The 15,734-nt window shown below is 55.7% G+C and carries 13 protein-coding genes; 6 read left to right on the forward strand and 7 right to left on the reverse strand.

Features of this window, described 5'->3' with window-relative positions; translation table 11 throughout:
- Window positions 1–6: 6 nt before the first annotated feature.
- From P349_RS08305 to zupT, 3 genes are all read right to left on the reverse strand, one after another.
- Window positions 7–2,445, reverse strand: coding sequence for a fimbria/pilus outer membrane usher protein (locus tag P349_RS08305; protein WP_032650477.1), 2,439 nt, complete (start codon window positions 2,443–2,445; stop codon window positions 7–9).
- Between the two features lie 75 nt (window positions 2,446–2,520).
- Window positions 2,521–3,081 carry a fimbrial protein gene (locus tag P349_RS08300; RefSeq protein WP_032650264.1) on the reverse strand — a complete coding sequence of 187 codons (561 nt, stop codon included), beginning with the start codon at window positions 3,079–3,081 and terminating at the stop codon, window positions 2,521–2,523.
- Window positions 3,082–3,415: 334 nt separating this feature from the next.
- Window positions 3,416–4,189 (reverse strand): zinc transporter ZupT, encoded by a 774-nt coding sequence (zupT, locus tag P349_RS08295; protein ID WP_032650263.1) that lies wholly within the window; start codon window positions 4,187–4,189, stop codon window positions 3,416–3,418.
- Window positions 4,190–4,385: 196 nt separating this feature from the next.
- On the opposite strand from zupT, the gene ygiD reads away from it, so the two are divergent.
- On the forward strand, window positions 4,386–5,174 hold the full coding sequence (ygiD, locus tag P349_RS08290) for a 4,5-DOPA dioxygenase extradiol (RefSeq protein WP_032650262.1): 789 nt from the start codon (window positions 4,386–4,388) through the stop codon (window positions 5,172–5,174).
- A 93-nt stretch (window positions 5,175–5,267) separates the two neighbouring features.
- On the opposite strand, the gene P349_RS08285 is transcribed toward ygiD, so the two are convergent.
- From P349_RS08285 to tolC, 3 genes are all read right to left on the reverse strand, one after another.
- Window positions 5,268–6,428 carry a glutathionylspermidine synthase family protein gene (locus P349_RS08285; RefSeq protein ID WP_032650261.1) on the reverse strand — a complete coding sequence of 387 codons (1,161 nt, stop codon included), beginning with the start codon at window positions 6,426–6,428 and terminating at the stop codon, window positions 5,268–5,270.
- Window positions 6,429–6,430: 2 nt separating this feature from the next.
- On the reverse strand, window positions 6,431–7,099 hold the full coding sequence (locus P349_RS08280; RefSeq protein WP_032650260.1) for a DUF1190 family protein: 669 nt from the start codon (window positions 7,097–7,099) through the stop codon (window positions 6,431–6,433).
- A gap of 194 nt (window positions 7,100–7,293) precedes the next feature.
- Window positions 7,294–8,772 (reverse strand): outer membrane channel protein TolC, encoded by a 1,479-nt coding sequence (gene tolC, locus P349_RS08275; RefSeq protein WP_032650259.1) that lies wholly within the window; start codon window positions 8,770–8,772, stop codon window positions 7,294–7,296.
- Between the two features lie 204 nt (window positions 8,773–8,976).
- On the opposite strand from tolC, the gene nudF reads away from it, so the two are divergent.
- Genes nudF through parE form a run of 5 tightly spaced genes read left to right on the forward strand, consistent with a single transcriptional unit; the run spans window position 8,977 to window position 13,385 of the window.
- Window positions 8,977–9,609: an ADP-ribose diphosphatase gene (gene nudF / locus P349_RS08270; RefSeq protein ID WP_024906492.1), complete on the forward strand. Its 633-nt coding sequence runs from the start codon at window positions 8,977–8,979 to the stop codon at window positions 9,607–9,609.
- Complete coding sequence (locus P349_RS08265; RefSeq protein WP_003862516.1) at window positions 9,606–10,028, forward strand: DUF1249 family protein; 423 nt, start codon at window positions 9,606–9,608, stop codon at window positions 10,026–10,028. The genes nudF and P349_RS08265 overlap by 4 nt, the downstream gene beginning before the upstream one ends.
- 27 nt (window positions 10,029–10,055) lie before the next feature.
- A complete protein-coding gene (gene cpdA / locus P349_RS08260; RefSeq protein WP_032650258.1) occupies window positions 10,056–10,883 on the forward strand; it encodes a 3',5'-cyclic-AMP phosphodiesterase in 828 nt (275 codons plus the stop codon).
- Window positions 10,883–11,464, forward strand: coding sequence for an esterase YqiA (gene yqiA, locus P349_RS08255; RefSeq protein ID WP_008502976.1), 582 nt, complete (start codon window positions 10,883–10,885; stop codon window positions 11,462–11,464). Before cpdA ends, yqiA begins: the two co-directional genes overlap by 1 nt.
- Window positions 11,465–11,492: 28 nt before the next feature.
- Complete coding sequence (gene parE / locus P349_RS08250; protein WP_032650257.1) at window positions 11,493–13,385, forward strand: DNA topoisomerase IV subunit B; 1,893 nt, start codon at window positions 11,493–11,495, stop codon at window positions 13,383–13,385.
- Between the two features lie 83 nt (window positions 13,386–13,468).
- Here the strand turns inward: parE and P349_RS08245 are convergent, their stop codons facing one another.
- A complete protein-coding gene (locus P349_RS08245; RefSeq protein ID WP_032650256.1) occupies window positions 13,469–15,610 on the reverse strand; it encodes a TonB-dependent siderophore receptor in 2,142 nt (713 codons plus the stop codon).
- Between the last annotated feature and the right edge of the window lie 124 nt (window positions 15,611–15,734).

Consider the following 15,734-nt stretch of genomic DNA (forward strand, 5'->3'; position numbering starts at 1 on the left):
GATTTCTTACTGACATGGCAGTATCAACTGCATACTGTTTTCAAGGTGTGAAGGTAACGCGAAGCGACACTGCTGATTGTCTCCCCACGTCACGCGGAACTGCTGTTCTGGCTCTACGGCACCGAGCCAGACGTGGCCGTCATCGGCGACCATGGCACTCTGCTTATCGTTTTCCAGCAGGCGAACTACCGCGCCCAGCGGCGGCGTACCGGAAGCGGTGCGTAAGATGCCTGCAATATCACTGCCGGCACGCGTGGCAATCTGACGGTATCCAATCGCCCCTTCCGTCCAGGTTGAGGTGACGACGCGGGTGTCCACGTCCACCCCATCGGGCAGGTTGTTCATATTGACCTGCACGCTGGAGGGCGAATAGCTGGAAATCGAGGGTAAAACGCCAATGCCAAACCGGTTGGTTTCATCCCGCGACATGTTCAGCGGGATGTTGCCTACGCCGTCGGTACTGACCATCACGCGCGGTTCATTACCGTAACTGCGCCGGTGCAGGGCGGCACCTTTCGCCGTCGAGGTGAAGGATCCGTTCCAGCTGGCGCTCAGGGAATTGTATTCATTAGCCTTATAGCTCCCGGAGAGATTCAGATCGCCATAAGGGGAATAATGTTGATAGTTGCCGCTCACCTGCGCCCCAGCATCTGACTTCTCGCTCTCGGTGCCCGCGGAAACGCCCCAGGTATTATTGCGATCTGATGTGTCATACCACGATACGTTCTGGCTCAGGCTGTCGCTGTTTCGCAGGTCGTAATTCAGACGATGATCGGGATCGAGCGGTACGCTCAGTGAGAGATAGAACTGCGTATCATCGTTCTCGTCTTGATAGTGTGTTTTACTCCATGACAGGGTGACGCCCAGGTTTTTCCAGCGGCCTAAGTCAAAGTTGTAGCCTGCGGTCACGCTGCCCGTGGTGGACGGCGAGTCGTTCCACCAGGTTTGACGCAGCATATTCACATAGAGGTTGAGCGATAGCGCCGAAATGTACTGGCTTGCCGTCACGCTGAGCGTCTGTTTTTCTGACTGCCGATCGTTATTGTCATTATCCAGAAAACGGGCGTAGCTCAGGAACTGTGGGTCTGAATAGCGATAGCTGGCGAGCGTAAGCTGGCTGCCTGTGGTATCGAAACGTTTACTGTAGTTGACGCGGTAGCTATAGCCCGTCTGGCTATTCTGACCGGGCAACTGGCTGGTCGCCTGCGTGACGTCAAAAGAGAGGGCACCCAGGTACTCCATGTTTTGTCCAATGCCGGCGGCAACGGACCGATAATGGTCGCCATCGGCGAGCGTACCGCCATAGAGAGAAGTTTGTGACAGCATCCCCCAGGAGAATTCACCACTCAGAAACGCGTTATCTTCAACGTCATGCGAGGCGTCTTTGCGCGCTTTCCCGGTCGCCAGCTTGTAGCGAACCTGACCTTTGCGGGTTAAAAAAGGTACCGATTCTGCCGACACCTGGAAGGTGCTGACGCGCCCGTCTTCTTCCGTCACTTTGACGTCCAGCGTGCCCTGAACAGACTGGTTAAGATCCTGAATGACAAAGGGACCTGGAGGGACTTTGCTCTGGTAAATTACGCGATCGGCAAGGCTGACGGTAACCGTGGCGTTGGTTTGCGCTATCCCGGTAATTTGTGGCGCGTAACCGCGTAGCGACCAGGGCAGCATGCGCTCATCGCTAATCAGGGATGCACCGGTATAGGTGAACGCATCAAAAATAGCTGACTGAAAATCCGTTTCGCCCAGGGTTAATTTTGCCCCGAGCGAGGGCAGAGGACGGAACATATAAACGCGTGAAAAGCGCCCGTCATGTTCTGTACCGGCATCAGTATGCGTTTGCGTATACTGATAATCACTGCGTAAACGCCATGCCCCCATATTTGCACCCGCGGTACCGTAGGTGTTGACGTTGTCCGTACCTGAGCCGTTATTGGGTTGGTAATGGCTGGCGAACAGGTTGTAATCCAGCAATACTCCGGGTACGCCGTTGTCCCAGGTGGATGGCGGCATCCAGTCTGCGGCACGGTACTGTAGCCATGCCTGAGGGATGGTCACCTTGAGCGTCTGGCTGGCCTGGTCAAAGGTAAAGGTAATATCGGGTCTGGATGAAAAATCAATGCATCCCTCTTTTTCTGGCAGGGCGCTGCGAATGTTTTCCTGCAGAGCAAAGGTATCGGCCAATTCAGGTGGAATACAGACCTGTACCTGATTATTAATGTCTCGCCAGCGAAGCTGCCAGCCGTTTGCCAGGGGAATATCATTAATGGAAACCGTAACAAAATAGTTACCTGGAATTACGGCGATTTGATCTTTGAAGAGAGATAAGTCAACGCTACCGCGCTGATCTTTATCAATAGCATTAATGTTAAATTCGGTTGCGAAGGAAATTTTCGTCATTAACAGGGACGTAATAATAATTATCCATTGTAATTTGTATGTCATCGTCCTGTTACTCAGAAAAAAAGAGAATGCCGGCTGCATTAAATGCCAGCCGGTTTATACTGTGACGCGAAGTTATTACTTATACGCCAGAACGTAGTTAGCAGTGGCTTCAACCTGACCCGCAGTCGCGGTTTTGCCTGCAAGGACTTCCATTAACGCTTTGAAGTGCAGCGTCTGCGTGGTGGAGCCTGCCAGCAGATCAACTTCGTTAGCCGCACCCAGCGTAATGTTGGCTTCGGCATTATCCAGAAGACGAACGCCTACGTTCTGTGCGCCACTTGCGTAGGTGTTGGTCATCAGGCTGGTATCCGTCGCGTCTGTTGCTGAGCTGGTGAAGGTGACATCGACTTTGGTAATTGGCGTGTCAGTCTCGTCCGCAGGATCGTCAAGCTGGCAGTTTTCCAGGTTAATATCCACCGGAACAGCGGTAGACTTTTTGTTGGCGTTGATGACGGCCGTGGTCACTTCACCGAGATCGACTTCTTTATCAACGCTGTCTGGTGCAATGCTGCAAGGGGCATCAATGACTACGCCTTTGAATTTGATTTTGCCTGAGCCCTGGTCGTCAGCAAAGGCAGAACCCGATACGATGGCAGCCATAGCAACGGCTAACAGAACTTTTTTACCCATATACATGAAAATATCCTTTTTCAAACGAATTCATACTCTGAATATTAATTTCAGAACGCACGTCGAGTATACGGGAGGGCGGTGGGGAGATGCGATTATCGTAGCTTAAAGCCATTTTAAGATTATATTAATATATAATTCATTTTGATTATAAGTAACGGCTTAGATTGACAATTTATATGGTGAGCTTAGATAATATAATTATTGAATTTTATAAGTTTATTTCTATTAAATAATATTATTTATTAGAAGCGTATTTTTGACAACAGAATAGCGCATTTTTATCTGTATATTAACGTTTCGCAAACCTGCCTCCGTATGACACGGAGGCAGGTTAATGCTAACCGATACCCGCCGATTGTAATAACACCAGGCTAAACCCCATTACCGACATTCCGCACAGTACGCCATAGCTGGGGTTGTTATTGGGATCGATCTCTTTTGCCAGCGGCATGAGCTCATCGACGGAGAGCGCAACCATGATCCCGGCAACCGCGGCCATAATGGCAGCCATCACCACAGGGGAGACCAGACTTCCGAGGATCAACCACGCCAGCACCCCTCCAAGGATTTCGGCCATCCCGGAAATACCTGCCCAGAACACCGCGGTGCGTTTTGAGCCCGTGGCGGCATACACCGGTCCGGCGACGGCCAGTCCTTCAGGAATATTGTGTAAGGCCACCGCCAGCGCGATGCCAAAGCCCATTTCCAGATTGCTGCTGGCCGTCACGTAGGTGGCGATCCCTTCCGGGAAATTATGCAGACTGATACCAAGCGTTAATAGCACGGCGGTACGCTTGATATTGCGCGGCATAGGCGTCACGTTTTTCTGCATTAAATCCTGCGGATGCGCGTGCGGTAGCATACGGTCGAGGGCAAAGTATCCCAGCAGGCCAAAGACAAACATGCCGTAGCCCAGCAGCGGAGACATGCCTTCTGTGCCCAGCGCGGCAGGCAGCATCTCCATCAGGGAGATGAGCAGCATGATCCCGGCAGCAAAGCCCAGCGAGAAGGCCAGCACGCGGTTAGAGGGCTTTTGACCAAGTACGCCGAGGATCGCACCGATAAAGGTCGCGGCGCCCGCGAGTATGGTCAGGATCAAGGGGACTGACATGCATAACTCCTTGTGATAATGATTCTCATTAATATAAATGATTCATTTCTGGCAAAGCGAGGGGCGAACCCCGGCTTTACACATTCCTTACATTCAAATTTCCTGATGATGATCTTCACGCTTATCTGCGTTCATCTTTGCCGGATTGCGCGTAATGTAGCACCATTAAATTGACACCTTCTGTAAGGATATCATCATGGCTTCTTCCCGTATGCCAGCCCTGTTTTTAGGCCACGGCAGCCCAATGAACGTCCTGGAAGACAACGTCTATACCCGTGCCTGGCGTCATCTGGGCGAGACGTTGCCGCGTCCAAAAGCGATTGTGGTGGTATCCGCGCACTGGTTCACCCGTGGAACGGGCGTGACTGCCATGGAAGCGCCAAAAACCATTCATGATTTTGGCGGCTTCCCGCAGGCGCTGTATGACACGCATTATCCAGCCCCCGGCTCGCCTGAGCTGGCACAAAGGCTGGTGGATCTGCTGGCGCCTGTCCCTGTAACGCTGGATAAAGAAGCCTGGGGTTTTGACCACGGCTCGTGGGGCGTGCTGATTAAAATGTATCCTGATGCGGATATCCCGATGGTGCAGCTGAGCATCGACAGCACCAAACCGGCCGCCTGGCATCTGGAGATGGGCCGCAAGCTGGCAACGCTTCGTGATGAAGGCATCATGCTGGTGGCAAGCGGCAACGTGGTGCACAACCTGCGTACGGCGCGCTGGCACGGTGAGAATACGCCTTACCCGTGGGCGACCGCTTTTAACGACTACGTTAAAGCGAACCTGACGTGGCAGGGGCCGGCTGAGGAGCATCCGCTGGTGAACTATCTGGATCATGAGGGCGGTTCGCTCTCTAACCCGACGCCGGAGCATTTCCTGCCGCTGCTGTACGTGCTTGGCGCGTGGGACGGTCAGGAGCCGGTTACGATCCCGGTCGACGGTATTGAGATGGGAAGTCTGAGTATGCTGTCGGTGCAGGTGGGATAATAAAAGCAAAACGGCAACCTCAGGTTGCCGTTTTTTTGTGTTTGCACCCTCTCCCTGTGGGAGAAGACGGGGGGAGGGCATCAGGCCGCAGTCTTACTCCACAAAAATATGCGGATAGAACCGTGACAGATCCTGCGTGATCAGCGCGCGATCTTCGCGAATGCCAATCCCGGCCGGTTGATCGTTGATGAGCCAGCTGCCAATCAGCGTATAGCTGTCGCCAAATTTCGGCAGCTGCCAGAACTCCTGGACGATCATCCCTTCTTCGCCGTACGGCCCTTCAACCGCTTCCAGCGTCTTACCGTTTTCGATAATCGACACGTTCGCGCCTTCGCGGGAGAAGATCGGCTTAACGACGTATTTCTCCATTTGCGGGTAATCATCTTCCGCAAAATACGCTGGCAGCAGGTTAGGGTGATTCGGGAACATCTCCCAGAGCATCGGCAGCAGGGCTTTGTTAGAGATAATGCTCTTCCAGGCCGGTTCCAGCCAGCGCACGCCCGCGTCTTCCAGCTTGGTGGAGAACATCTCGCGCAGCATATACTCCCACGGGTAGAGCTTGAACAGGTTGCTGATCACCTGATCCTGCGTATCCGTAAACTGACCTTTTTCACCCAGGCCGATATCCTCGATATAGAGGAACTCGGTCGCCACCTCCGCTTCGGCAGCGCAGTCCTGCAGATACTGAACCGTGCCACGGTCTTCTTCCGTGTCGCGGCAGCAGGCAAGATGCAGCAGGTTGAAGCCAAACTGCTCGCGCAGCTCGGCGAAGCGCTCGATCAGCTTCTCCTGCAGGCTGTTGAACTGGTCGCTGCCTTCCGGCAGGTTTCCGGCATTGGCCTGGTCTTCCAGCCAGATCCACTGGAAGAACGCCGCTTCGTACAGGGACGTTGGGGTATCGGCGTTGTTTTCCAGCAGCTTCGGTTCACCTTTGCCGTCCCACGCCAGATCCAGGCGAGAGTAAAGCGAAGGCTGATTTGTTTTCCACGACTGGCGGACAAAGCTCCAGGTGTGCTTTGGAATGCGGAACTTGGCCATCAGCTCGTCGCTGTCGATGACCTTTTCCACGACCTTCAGGCACATCTGATGCAGCTCGGCCGTCACCTCTTCCAGCTTCTCAACCTGGGCCAGCGTGAGCTTGTAGTAAGCGTCTTCACACCAGTACGGCTCGCCGTACATGGTGTGGAAGTTAAAACCGTACTCGGTGGCTTTTTCACGCCAGTCCGGGCGCTCGGTGATACTGACTCGTTCCATGATCAGCCGCCCATTGAGCGAGTAGAGGAGGTGCCTGTCGCGCTGCGCTGCATGCTGGTCTGCTTCGCCACCGATTCACCAAACCCGCCGCGGGTGATGGTGCTGGTTGTCGCAGGCTTCGGCGCCATTGCCGTTTTCGGTACCGTCACGGTGCGGCCAGGCGTCGCTGCGCCGTAGCCTTTGCCGCTGGCATCGGTATATTGACCGTAAGCCGGGCTGGTCGGGTTTTTCGAGCTAAACAGCGGCTGCTGCTGGTAGCCTGCACCGCCGCCCATCAGGCGACCCATCATGTAGCCTGCCATCAGCGGCATCCAGAAGCTGCCGCTGGACTGTGCCTGCGCCTGATTTTCTGGCGCAGTGCCGGCCTGGGCCGGGGCCTGCTGGCACTGACCTTCACCGAATTCCGCCACGCAGTCTTCGCGTGAGGCATATTTCGGCGCGGTACGTTCTGCTTCTTTCAGCGCGCTCGTATAAGCCGTTTTACACTCGGCGGCTTTGCCGGTTGCGGCAGAGCAGTCGTCTGCGTTTTGATACAGCGAAACCGTTTCGTCATTTTTCTCACAGCCTGCCAGCATAAAGACAGCCGTGACCGCCAGCGCAACAGGGGTGAGGTGACGCGCGTTCCAGCTCTTGCGGAACGAAGCGTGATTTATAGATTTTGTCCGTTTCATCTTTGTCTTCCTGGACCCAGTGGTAATAACGCTCAGGATAGAGGATGAGTGGTTGAAAATGAAGCGAAGAGGGGCGGAATCAGGGGGATCTTTACGTTGGCTTACGTTCGGATGTGATTTTGCGCCGGGTGGCGCTGCGCTTACCCGGCCTACGATTCAGTAGGCCCGATAAGCGAAGCGCCATCGGGCAATGCTTAATTACGGAACGGATTATTGCCTTTGCTGGCAGGCGCAGCGGTACGCGCGGCAGCAGGCTGTGCAGCAGGGGTGTTGCTGTTAGCGTTGAAGTTATCAACCGCAGCAACCTGATCAGGATTCTCAGGTGCGACGCTCTCCGGAGAGGTAGAGACCGGTTTGCCCAGCGCGCTGTTCAGCATCTGCAGGTCTTGCTCGTTCAGCGTACCCAGAGCCTGTTTAATGTTCAGCTGGTTAATCAGGTACTGGTAACGCGCGCTCGAGAGCTGCTGCTTCGCGTTGTACAGCGTGGTGGTCGCGTCGAGCACGTCAACAATAGTACGTGTACCGACCGAGTAACCCGCTTCCATCGCGTCCAGGGAGCTCTGTGCAGACACAACGGCCTGTTTATAGGCGTTGATGCTGCTGATCGAGGCGTTCACGTTGTTGAAGGACGAACGTACGGTCTGCACCACGTTGCGGTGGGCGCTTTCCAGCTGCTCGCTCGCGCCAACAAAGTTGTACTGCGCCTGTTTCACCTGGGAGTTAACCTGACCGCCCTGGTACAGCGGCAGAGAGAAGCTCAGACCCACTTTATTCTGACCTAAGTTGCTGTCGTCATACTGGGACGTATTGGTTTTAGAGCCGCTATAGGTCGTATCAGAAACACCGGTAGAGGCGCTCAGGCTCAGGGTTGGCAGATGGCCGTCCTGCGCCTGACGAATTTGCTCGCGGGCCAGGTCCTGGCTCAGACGCGCCTGCAGCAAACTCAGGTTGCGGTTTTCCGCCTCTTTCAGCAGGGCGTTAACGGCCTGCGGCTTATCCGTTTTGAAGCTGTCGACGTTCAGGGAGGCCAGCTCAGGATAGTAATTCCCGGTGACCTGACGCAGGGATTCCAGCGCGTTATCGAGGTTGTTACGCGCGGTCACTTCGTTGGCCAGCACGGTGTCGTACTGTGAACGGGCGTTCTGCACGTCGGTGATCGCCACCAGACCCACATTGAAGCGCTGGGTAGTTTGATCTAACTGGCGGTAAATCGCCTGTTTCTGCGCTTCGGTGTAGGAGAGTGCGTCAATCGCGCTCAGCACGTTGAAGTACGCCGTGGCCGTGTTCAGGATCAGCGTCTGCTGGTCGGTCTGATAGGTCACATCCTGGATGCCCGCGCTTTTTTCCTGCAGGGTCAGGGCACGCCATTTGGACATATCAAACAGCGTCTGTGTCAATTGCAGTGAGGCGCTGGTAGCATTGGAGTTAACGCCGTTAGCGTCGCGGAAACCGTTGCTGTAGGTATAATCTGCACCTAAACCTAACTGTGGCAGCAAGGGGCTACGCGCTTCGTTAATCTTTTCAAACGCAGCATCACGATCGGCCGCTGATTTACGTAAATCAGGGTTGCCCAGACGTGCCTGCTGGTAGACCTGTAACAGGTTTTCCGCCTGGCTCATTGCACTGAAGCCCGTCAGGCTCAGGCCGATAAGGATGGGGAGCAATTTCTTCATTTGCATTCCTTGTTGTGAAGCAGTATTAGCGCTGATCTAATTAAAAAATAATTGCCGATTCTAACAGAATCTTCCATACCAAAAGGTTGGCGTTACGTGCCATCTGGCGGTAATTTGCACCAATCTACCATATAGCCTTACAAACGGCAGCCAAACAGCCTTGAAATTCACAATTTCATCACCATTGCTACCAGGACTCGACTCATGCAAAAACCAGATAAGTTGCCCGTGACTTTCGCCAAAAACGATGTAGAAATTATTGCACGAGAAACGCTTTATAGCGGTTTTTTTTCAATGGATCTTTACCGTTTCAGGCATCGCCTGTTTAACGGGGAAATGAGCGGCGAAATCAGACGCGAAATTTTTGAGCGCGGGCATGCGGCAGTCTTGCTACCCTTTGACCCAGTGCGTGACGAAGTTGTGCTGGTGGAGCAGATCCGCATCGCCGCTTATGACGTCAGTGAGAGCCCGTGGCTGCTGGAGATGGTGGCCGGGATGATCGAAGAAGGCGAGTCGGTCGAGGACGTCGCCCGGCGCGAGGCGCTGGAAGAGGCGGGGCTGGTGGTCGGCCGTACCAAACCGGTGCTGAGCTATCTGGCAAGCCCGGGAGGCACCAGCGAACGCTTATCCATAATGGTGGGCGAAGTGGACGCCACGACCGCAGAAGGTATTCACGGTCTGGCTGATGAAAACGAAGATATTCGGGTTCATGTGGTAAGCCGGGAACAGGCTTACCAGTGGGTAGAAGAGGGGAAAATCGACAACGCAGCGTCTGTCATCGCCCTGCAATGGCTACAGCTGCATTATCAGACATTACGAAACGAGTGGAAAAAATGAAGCGCTATACGCCTGACTTCCCAGAAATGATGCGCCTGTGCGAAACCAATTTCGCACAATTGCGCCGCCTGCTGCCGAGAAACGACGCACCCGGCGAAACGGTAAGCTATCAGGTGAGCAACGCGCAGTATCGATTAACGATAACAGAATCAACGCGCTACACTACGCTGGTGGAGATTGAGCAAACGGCACCCAGCATTAGCTACTGGAGCCTGCCGTCGATGACGGTTCGCCTCTATCACGATGCGATGGTCGCTGAAGTGTGTTCAAGCCAGCAGATCTTTCGCTTCAAGGCGCGGTATGATTACCCGAATAAAAAGTTGCATCAACGCGACGAAAAGCATCAAATTAACCAGTTTTTAGCCGACTGGCTAAGATATTGTTTAGCACATGGAGCAATGGCGATTCCGGTTTGTTAGCGTCATAAACCTACCTAAGGACACCATTTGGAAAGCCTGTTGAACCTGACTGTTGCTGGTGGGGCGCCAGTCAGGATATTACAAATCACCGATACCCACCTTTTTGCCGAAAAGCATGAGACGCTGCTGGGGGTGAACACCTGGGAGAGTTATCAGGCGGTACTGAGCGCCATTCACGCTGAAAACCGTGCATGCGATCTGATTGTCGCAACGGGCGATCTGGCGCAGGACCAATCTTCCGCGGCCTACCAGCATTTTGCTGAAGGCATCGCGATCTTTAGCGTGCCTTGCGTCTGGCTGCCGGGAAACCATGACTTCCAGCCTGCTATGTACAGTTCTCTTCAGGATGCGGGTATTTCTCCGGCGAAATGTGTTTTTGCGGGTGAACAGTGGCAGATCCTGCTGCTGGACAGTCAGGTGTTTGGCGTCCCGCACGGTGAATTAAGCGAGTTTCAGCTCGACTGGCTTGAGACCAAACTGGCTGCTGAACCTGAACGCCACACGCTGCTGTTGCTTCATCATCACCCTCTGCCGGCGGGCTGCAGCTGGCTCGATCAGCACAGCCTGCGCAACTCCGCGGCGCTGGATCGCGTGCTGGCGAAGTTCCCGCGGGTGAAAAATCTGCTGTGTGGGCATATTCACCAGGAGCAGGATCTCGACTGGAACGGGCGCCGCATGCTGGCGACGCCGTCGACCTGCGTTCAGTTTAAGCCGCACTGCGCCAACTTCACGCTGGATACCATCGCGCCAGGCTGGCGCTGGCTGGAACTGCATGCCGACGGCACGCTGACCACGGAAGTCTGCCGTTTGACCGGTGCAAAATTCCGCCCGGATACCGCTTCAGAAGGCTATTGATGTCTACGCTCCTTTATCTGCACGGATTCAACAGCTCGCCACGCTCCGCAAAAGCGACACAGTTTCGCCAGTGGCTGAGCGAGCATCACCCCGACGTTGAGATGATTATCCCTCAGCTGCCGCCTTACCCGGCAGAGGCCGCGGAGATGCTGGAATCCATTGTGCTTGCGCACGGCGGCGAAACCTTTGGTGTGGTCGGTTCATCGCTGGGCGGGTATTACGCCACCTGGCTCTCACAATGCTTCATGCTGCCCGCTGTGGTGGTTAATCCGGCGGTTCGGCCATTTGAGCTGCTGCGGGACTTTCTTGGCGAAAACGAGAACCCCTACACCGGCCAGCAATATGTGCTAGAGTCACGCCATATTTACGATCTCAAAGTTATGCAGGTCGACCCGCTCGAGGCGCCGGATCTCATCTGGCTGCTGCAGCAGACGGGAGATGAAGTGCTGGATTACCGCCAGGCAGTGGCGTATTACGCCTCCTGCCGCCAGACTATAGAAGAGGGCGGAAACCATGCTTTCACGGGCTTTGAGAATCATTTCACCCAGATTGTCGATTTTCTTGGACTGCACAGCCACTGACAATCAATGCGAATTGCTAGTTTAAATCATGACGCAAACCTATAACGCTGATGCCATTGAGGTCCTCACCGGGCTTGAGCCGGTTCGCCGCCGCCCGGGGATGTACACCGATACGACGCGCCCAAACCATCTGGGCCAGGAAGTTATTGATAACAGTGTGGACGAAGCGCTGGCGGGCCATGCCAAACGCGTTGACGTCATCCTGCACGCCGATCAGTCGCTGGAAGTCATTGATGACGGGCGCGGCATGCCGGTGGATATCCACCCGGAAGAGGGCGTCCCGGCCGTTGAGCTGATCCTCTGTCGTCTGCACGCGGGCGGTAAGTTCTCCAACAAAAACTACCAGTTCTCCGGCGGCCTGCACGGCGTGGGGATTTCTGTCGTCAACGCCCTGTCAAAACGCGTGGAAGTGAACGTCCGTCGCGACGGTCAGGTGTACAACATCGCGTTTGAAAACGGCGAGAAGGTGCAGGATCTGCAGGTTGTCGGGACGTGCGGCAAACGCAACACCGGCACCAGCGTTCACTTCTGGCCTGACGAAAGCTTCTTCGACAGCCCGCGCTTTTCCGTTTCCCGCCTGACGCACCTGCTGAAAGCCAAAGCGGTGCTGTGTCCGGGCGTGGAAATCACGTTTAAAGACAACGTCAACAACACCGAGCAGACCTGGCGCTACGAAGATGGCCTTAATGACTATCTGTGCGAAGCGGTAAACGGCCTGCCGACGCTGCCGGAAAAACCGTTCGTCGGCAATTTCACCGGCGACACCGAAGCGGTGGACTGGGCGCTGCTGTGGCTGCCGGAAGGCGGCGAGCTGCTGACCGAAAGCTACGTTAACCTGATCCCGACCATGCTGGGCGGTACCCACGTCAACGGCCTGCGTCAGGGGCTGCTGGATGCGATGCGTGAGTTCTGCGAATACCGCAACATTCTGCCGCGCGGCGTGAAGCTGTCGGCGGAAGATATCTGGGACCGCTGTGCCTACGTGCTCTCCGTGAAGATGCAGGATCCGCAGTTTGCCGGTCAGACCAAAGAGCGCCTGTCGTCACGCCAGTGCGCGGCGTTCGTTTCCGGGGTGGTGAAAGATGCGTTTACCCTGTGGCTGAACCAGAACGTTCAGGCGGCAGAGATGCTGGCTGAAATGGCGATTTCCAGCGCCCAGCGTCGTCTGCGCGCCGCCAAGAAAGTGGTGCGTAAAAAGCTGACCAGCGGCCCTGCACTGCCGGGCAAGCTGGCGGACTGTACCGCGCAGGATCTCAACCGTACCGAACTGTTCCTTGTGGAAGGGGACTCGGCGGGCGGGTCGGCCAAGCAGGCGCGCGATCGTGAATATCAGGCGATCATGCCCCTCAAGGGTAAGATCCTGAACACCTGGGAGGTCTCGTCTGATGAAGTGCTGGCCTCGCAGGAAGTCCACGATATCTCGGTGGCGATCGGCATCGATCCGGACAGCGACGATCTGAGCCAGCTGCGCTACGGCAAGATCTGTATCCTCGCGGATGCGGACTCCGATGGTCTGCACATCGCCACGCTGCTGTGCGCGCTGTTTGTGAAGCACTTCCGCACGCTGGTGAAAAACGGTCACGTCCACGTGGCGCTGCCGCCGCTCTACCGGATCGACCTCGGCAAAGAGGTTTACTACGCGCTGACGGAAGAAGAGAAAGCGGGCGTGCTGGAACAGCTGAAGCGTAAGAAGGGCAAGCCTAACGTGCAGCGCTTTAAAGGGCTGGGCGAGATGAACCCGATGCAGCTGCGCGAAACGACGCTGGATCCGAACACACGCCGCCTGGTGCAGCTGACGATCAGCGACGAAGACGAACAGCAGACAAACGCCATGATGGATATGCTCCTTGCCAAGAAACGTTCGGAAGACCGACGTAACTGGCTACAGGAGAAAGGCGATATGGCGGATATTGAGGCCTGATGCCCTCACCCTAACCCTCTCCCACAGGGAGAGGGAATGGATCGTAGGCCCGGTAAGCGTTAGCGCCACCGGGCTTTTTTACGTCAAAACTCCATCTTCACCGTCAGCTGCACTTCGCGCGGATCGCCAATCTGATTACCCAGATTATTGGTGGCGATAGATGAGGTGTAGTAGGTCTTATCAAACAGGTTTTTCACGTTCACCTGCAGCGTCACCGGATACTGCAGCTTCATCTTATACGCCGCAAACGCATCCGCCACGAAATAGCCCGGCAGATAATAATCCGCACCGTTGGTTGCGGAACGACGACTCACGCCGTGCCCGCCGCCGCCCAGCGTCAGGGTATTCCCGGCAAACGCATTATGAATGTCGTAGGTCAGGAACAGGGAGCCGGTATGGCGCGGCACGTTCGGCAGCGGTTTTCCCGCATAGTCCGGGTCTTCCAGCACCTTCGCGTCGGTATAGCCATAGCTGGCGATGATATTGGTGTTCTCGGTCAGCGATCCGGCAAGATCCACCTCCACGCCCTGGGAGCGCACGCGGCCCGCCGTTTTGGCGATGGTTTCACCCCCCACGCTTTCGTTGTACAGCACGTTGCGTTTATGAATATCAAACAGCGCGATATTGGCGGTAACCCCGTCGAACAGGTCGAACTTTGCGCCCACTTCGTAAGCATTCGACGTTTCCGGCGGTAGGTCGCCGATGTAGCTCGCAATGGACGACTGCGGCATAAACGTCTGCGAGTAGTTGGCAAACAGCGAGACCGCTGGCGTGAGCTTATAGACCAGCCCCAGCTTCGGCGTCCACTGTTCGTCGCGGCTGTCGGTGTTGACGTTGAACGGACGGCCTTTGCCCGCGTACTGGGTGTAATACTGGTAGCGCATCCCGGCGACGGCGATCCACTTATCGGTCAGGTACAGGGCATCCTGCGCGTACGCAGAGTAGCTTTCCTGCTTGAGCGTCTGGTCGCTGTCGGACGCCGACACGGTGGTGCATTTACTGAGATTGCCGTATGTCGGGTGATAGATATTGAAATCCTTCACGTTTTTACAGCGCATCATGTCCGTGCGTAGCAGGTCGTAATTCTCATACGACACGCCGGTGAGGATCTCATTGTAAAAGCCTGCGATATCCACGTTCCCCTGCAGATCCGCGCGGGTGCTGTGCATGCGCTGGGTCGAGCCCTGGGTCGCATCCACGCGGCGGGTCAGGTTGCCGGTTTTTGAATCGTAGGCCATCACGCGGGCCTGGTTATCGCTGTATTTGTCCTGGCTGTAGCTGTAGTCAAACTTCGCGGTCCACTGGCTGTTGAGGCGATATTCCGCATTGAGCTGAGCGAGGTCGGACTGGCCGTCGGTGATGTTAAACGGCTCGTCAAAGCGGGTTTTGCGATCGACATCGACGGCCTTTTTAGTGTTGAGATCGAAGATCGTTCCGCGATCGAACGGCGTCTTATAGTCACGATGCGAATAGAGCACGGTCACGGTGGCATCGTCGCCAAACCAGGTGAGCGACGGAGCGATAAAGGTGCTGCGTTCGGTGCCGAAATTACGCCAGTAATCCTCGTCCTGATATTCGCCCGTGAGGCGATACGCCAGGCGCGTGCCGTCAATCGGGCCTGTCACATCGACCTGTCCGGTGCCGCCGCCAAAGCTGGAAGAGGTGGCAGAAATCGAGCCGCCGAAGGTTTTCTCCGGGCGTTTGGTGACGACGTTGATCAGGCCGCCCGGGTCGAGAATGCCGTACAGGGTCGAGGCCGGGCCTTTCAGCACCTCCACGCGCTCCGTTGCGGCATTGAAGCTGCGCGGCAGTACGGTGCGCAGACCGTTGGTCATGATGGACCCGTCGCGGTTCGCGCCAAACCCGCGGCGCACAAAGGCATCCTGCGTGCCGCCCAGGGTGTTGGTCTGCACCACGTTGCTGACGTTATAGAGCGCTTCGTCCAGCGTGGTGGCGTGCTGGTCCTCCAGCACTTTATCGCTGACGGTATTGACCACCTGCGGGATATCCAGCATCGGCATGGTGGTTAACGTCGCGGTGGAGGTATTCAGCGGCTGATAGCCGTTGGTGGCTTCCGCCGCAGTATTTGGATCGGCGGTGACGGTAAGCGTTTCGCCGTCTTTAGCCGCGGTGGTGTCTGCTGCCTGCGCCAGCGGCGCCATAAACAGCAGTGAAAAGAGCGCGCGCCCTTTTATCCCAGAGAGTGAAGGTGTGAACGTAGCCATTACATCTGTTATCCCGAAATATCCCGCGAATGCGTTCGCGGCAAACTGTGTGAGTCATTGCCCTTTACGGTCTGTCCGTTAGCCGGAAGTGGCATCGGACATGTAATTGAGAATCATTCAACCA

The sequence above is a fragment of the Enterobacter sp. DC4 genome (assembly GCF_000568095.1).
Lineage (GTDB): Bacteria > Pseudomonadota > Gammaproteobacteria > Enterobacterales > Enterobacteriaceae > Enterobacter > Enterobacter pseudoroggenkampii.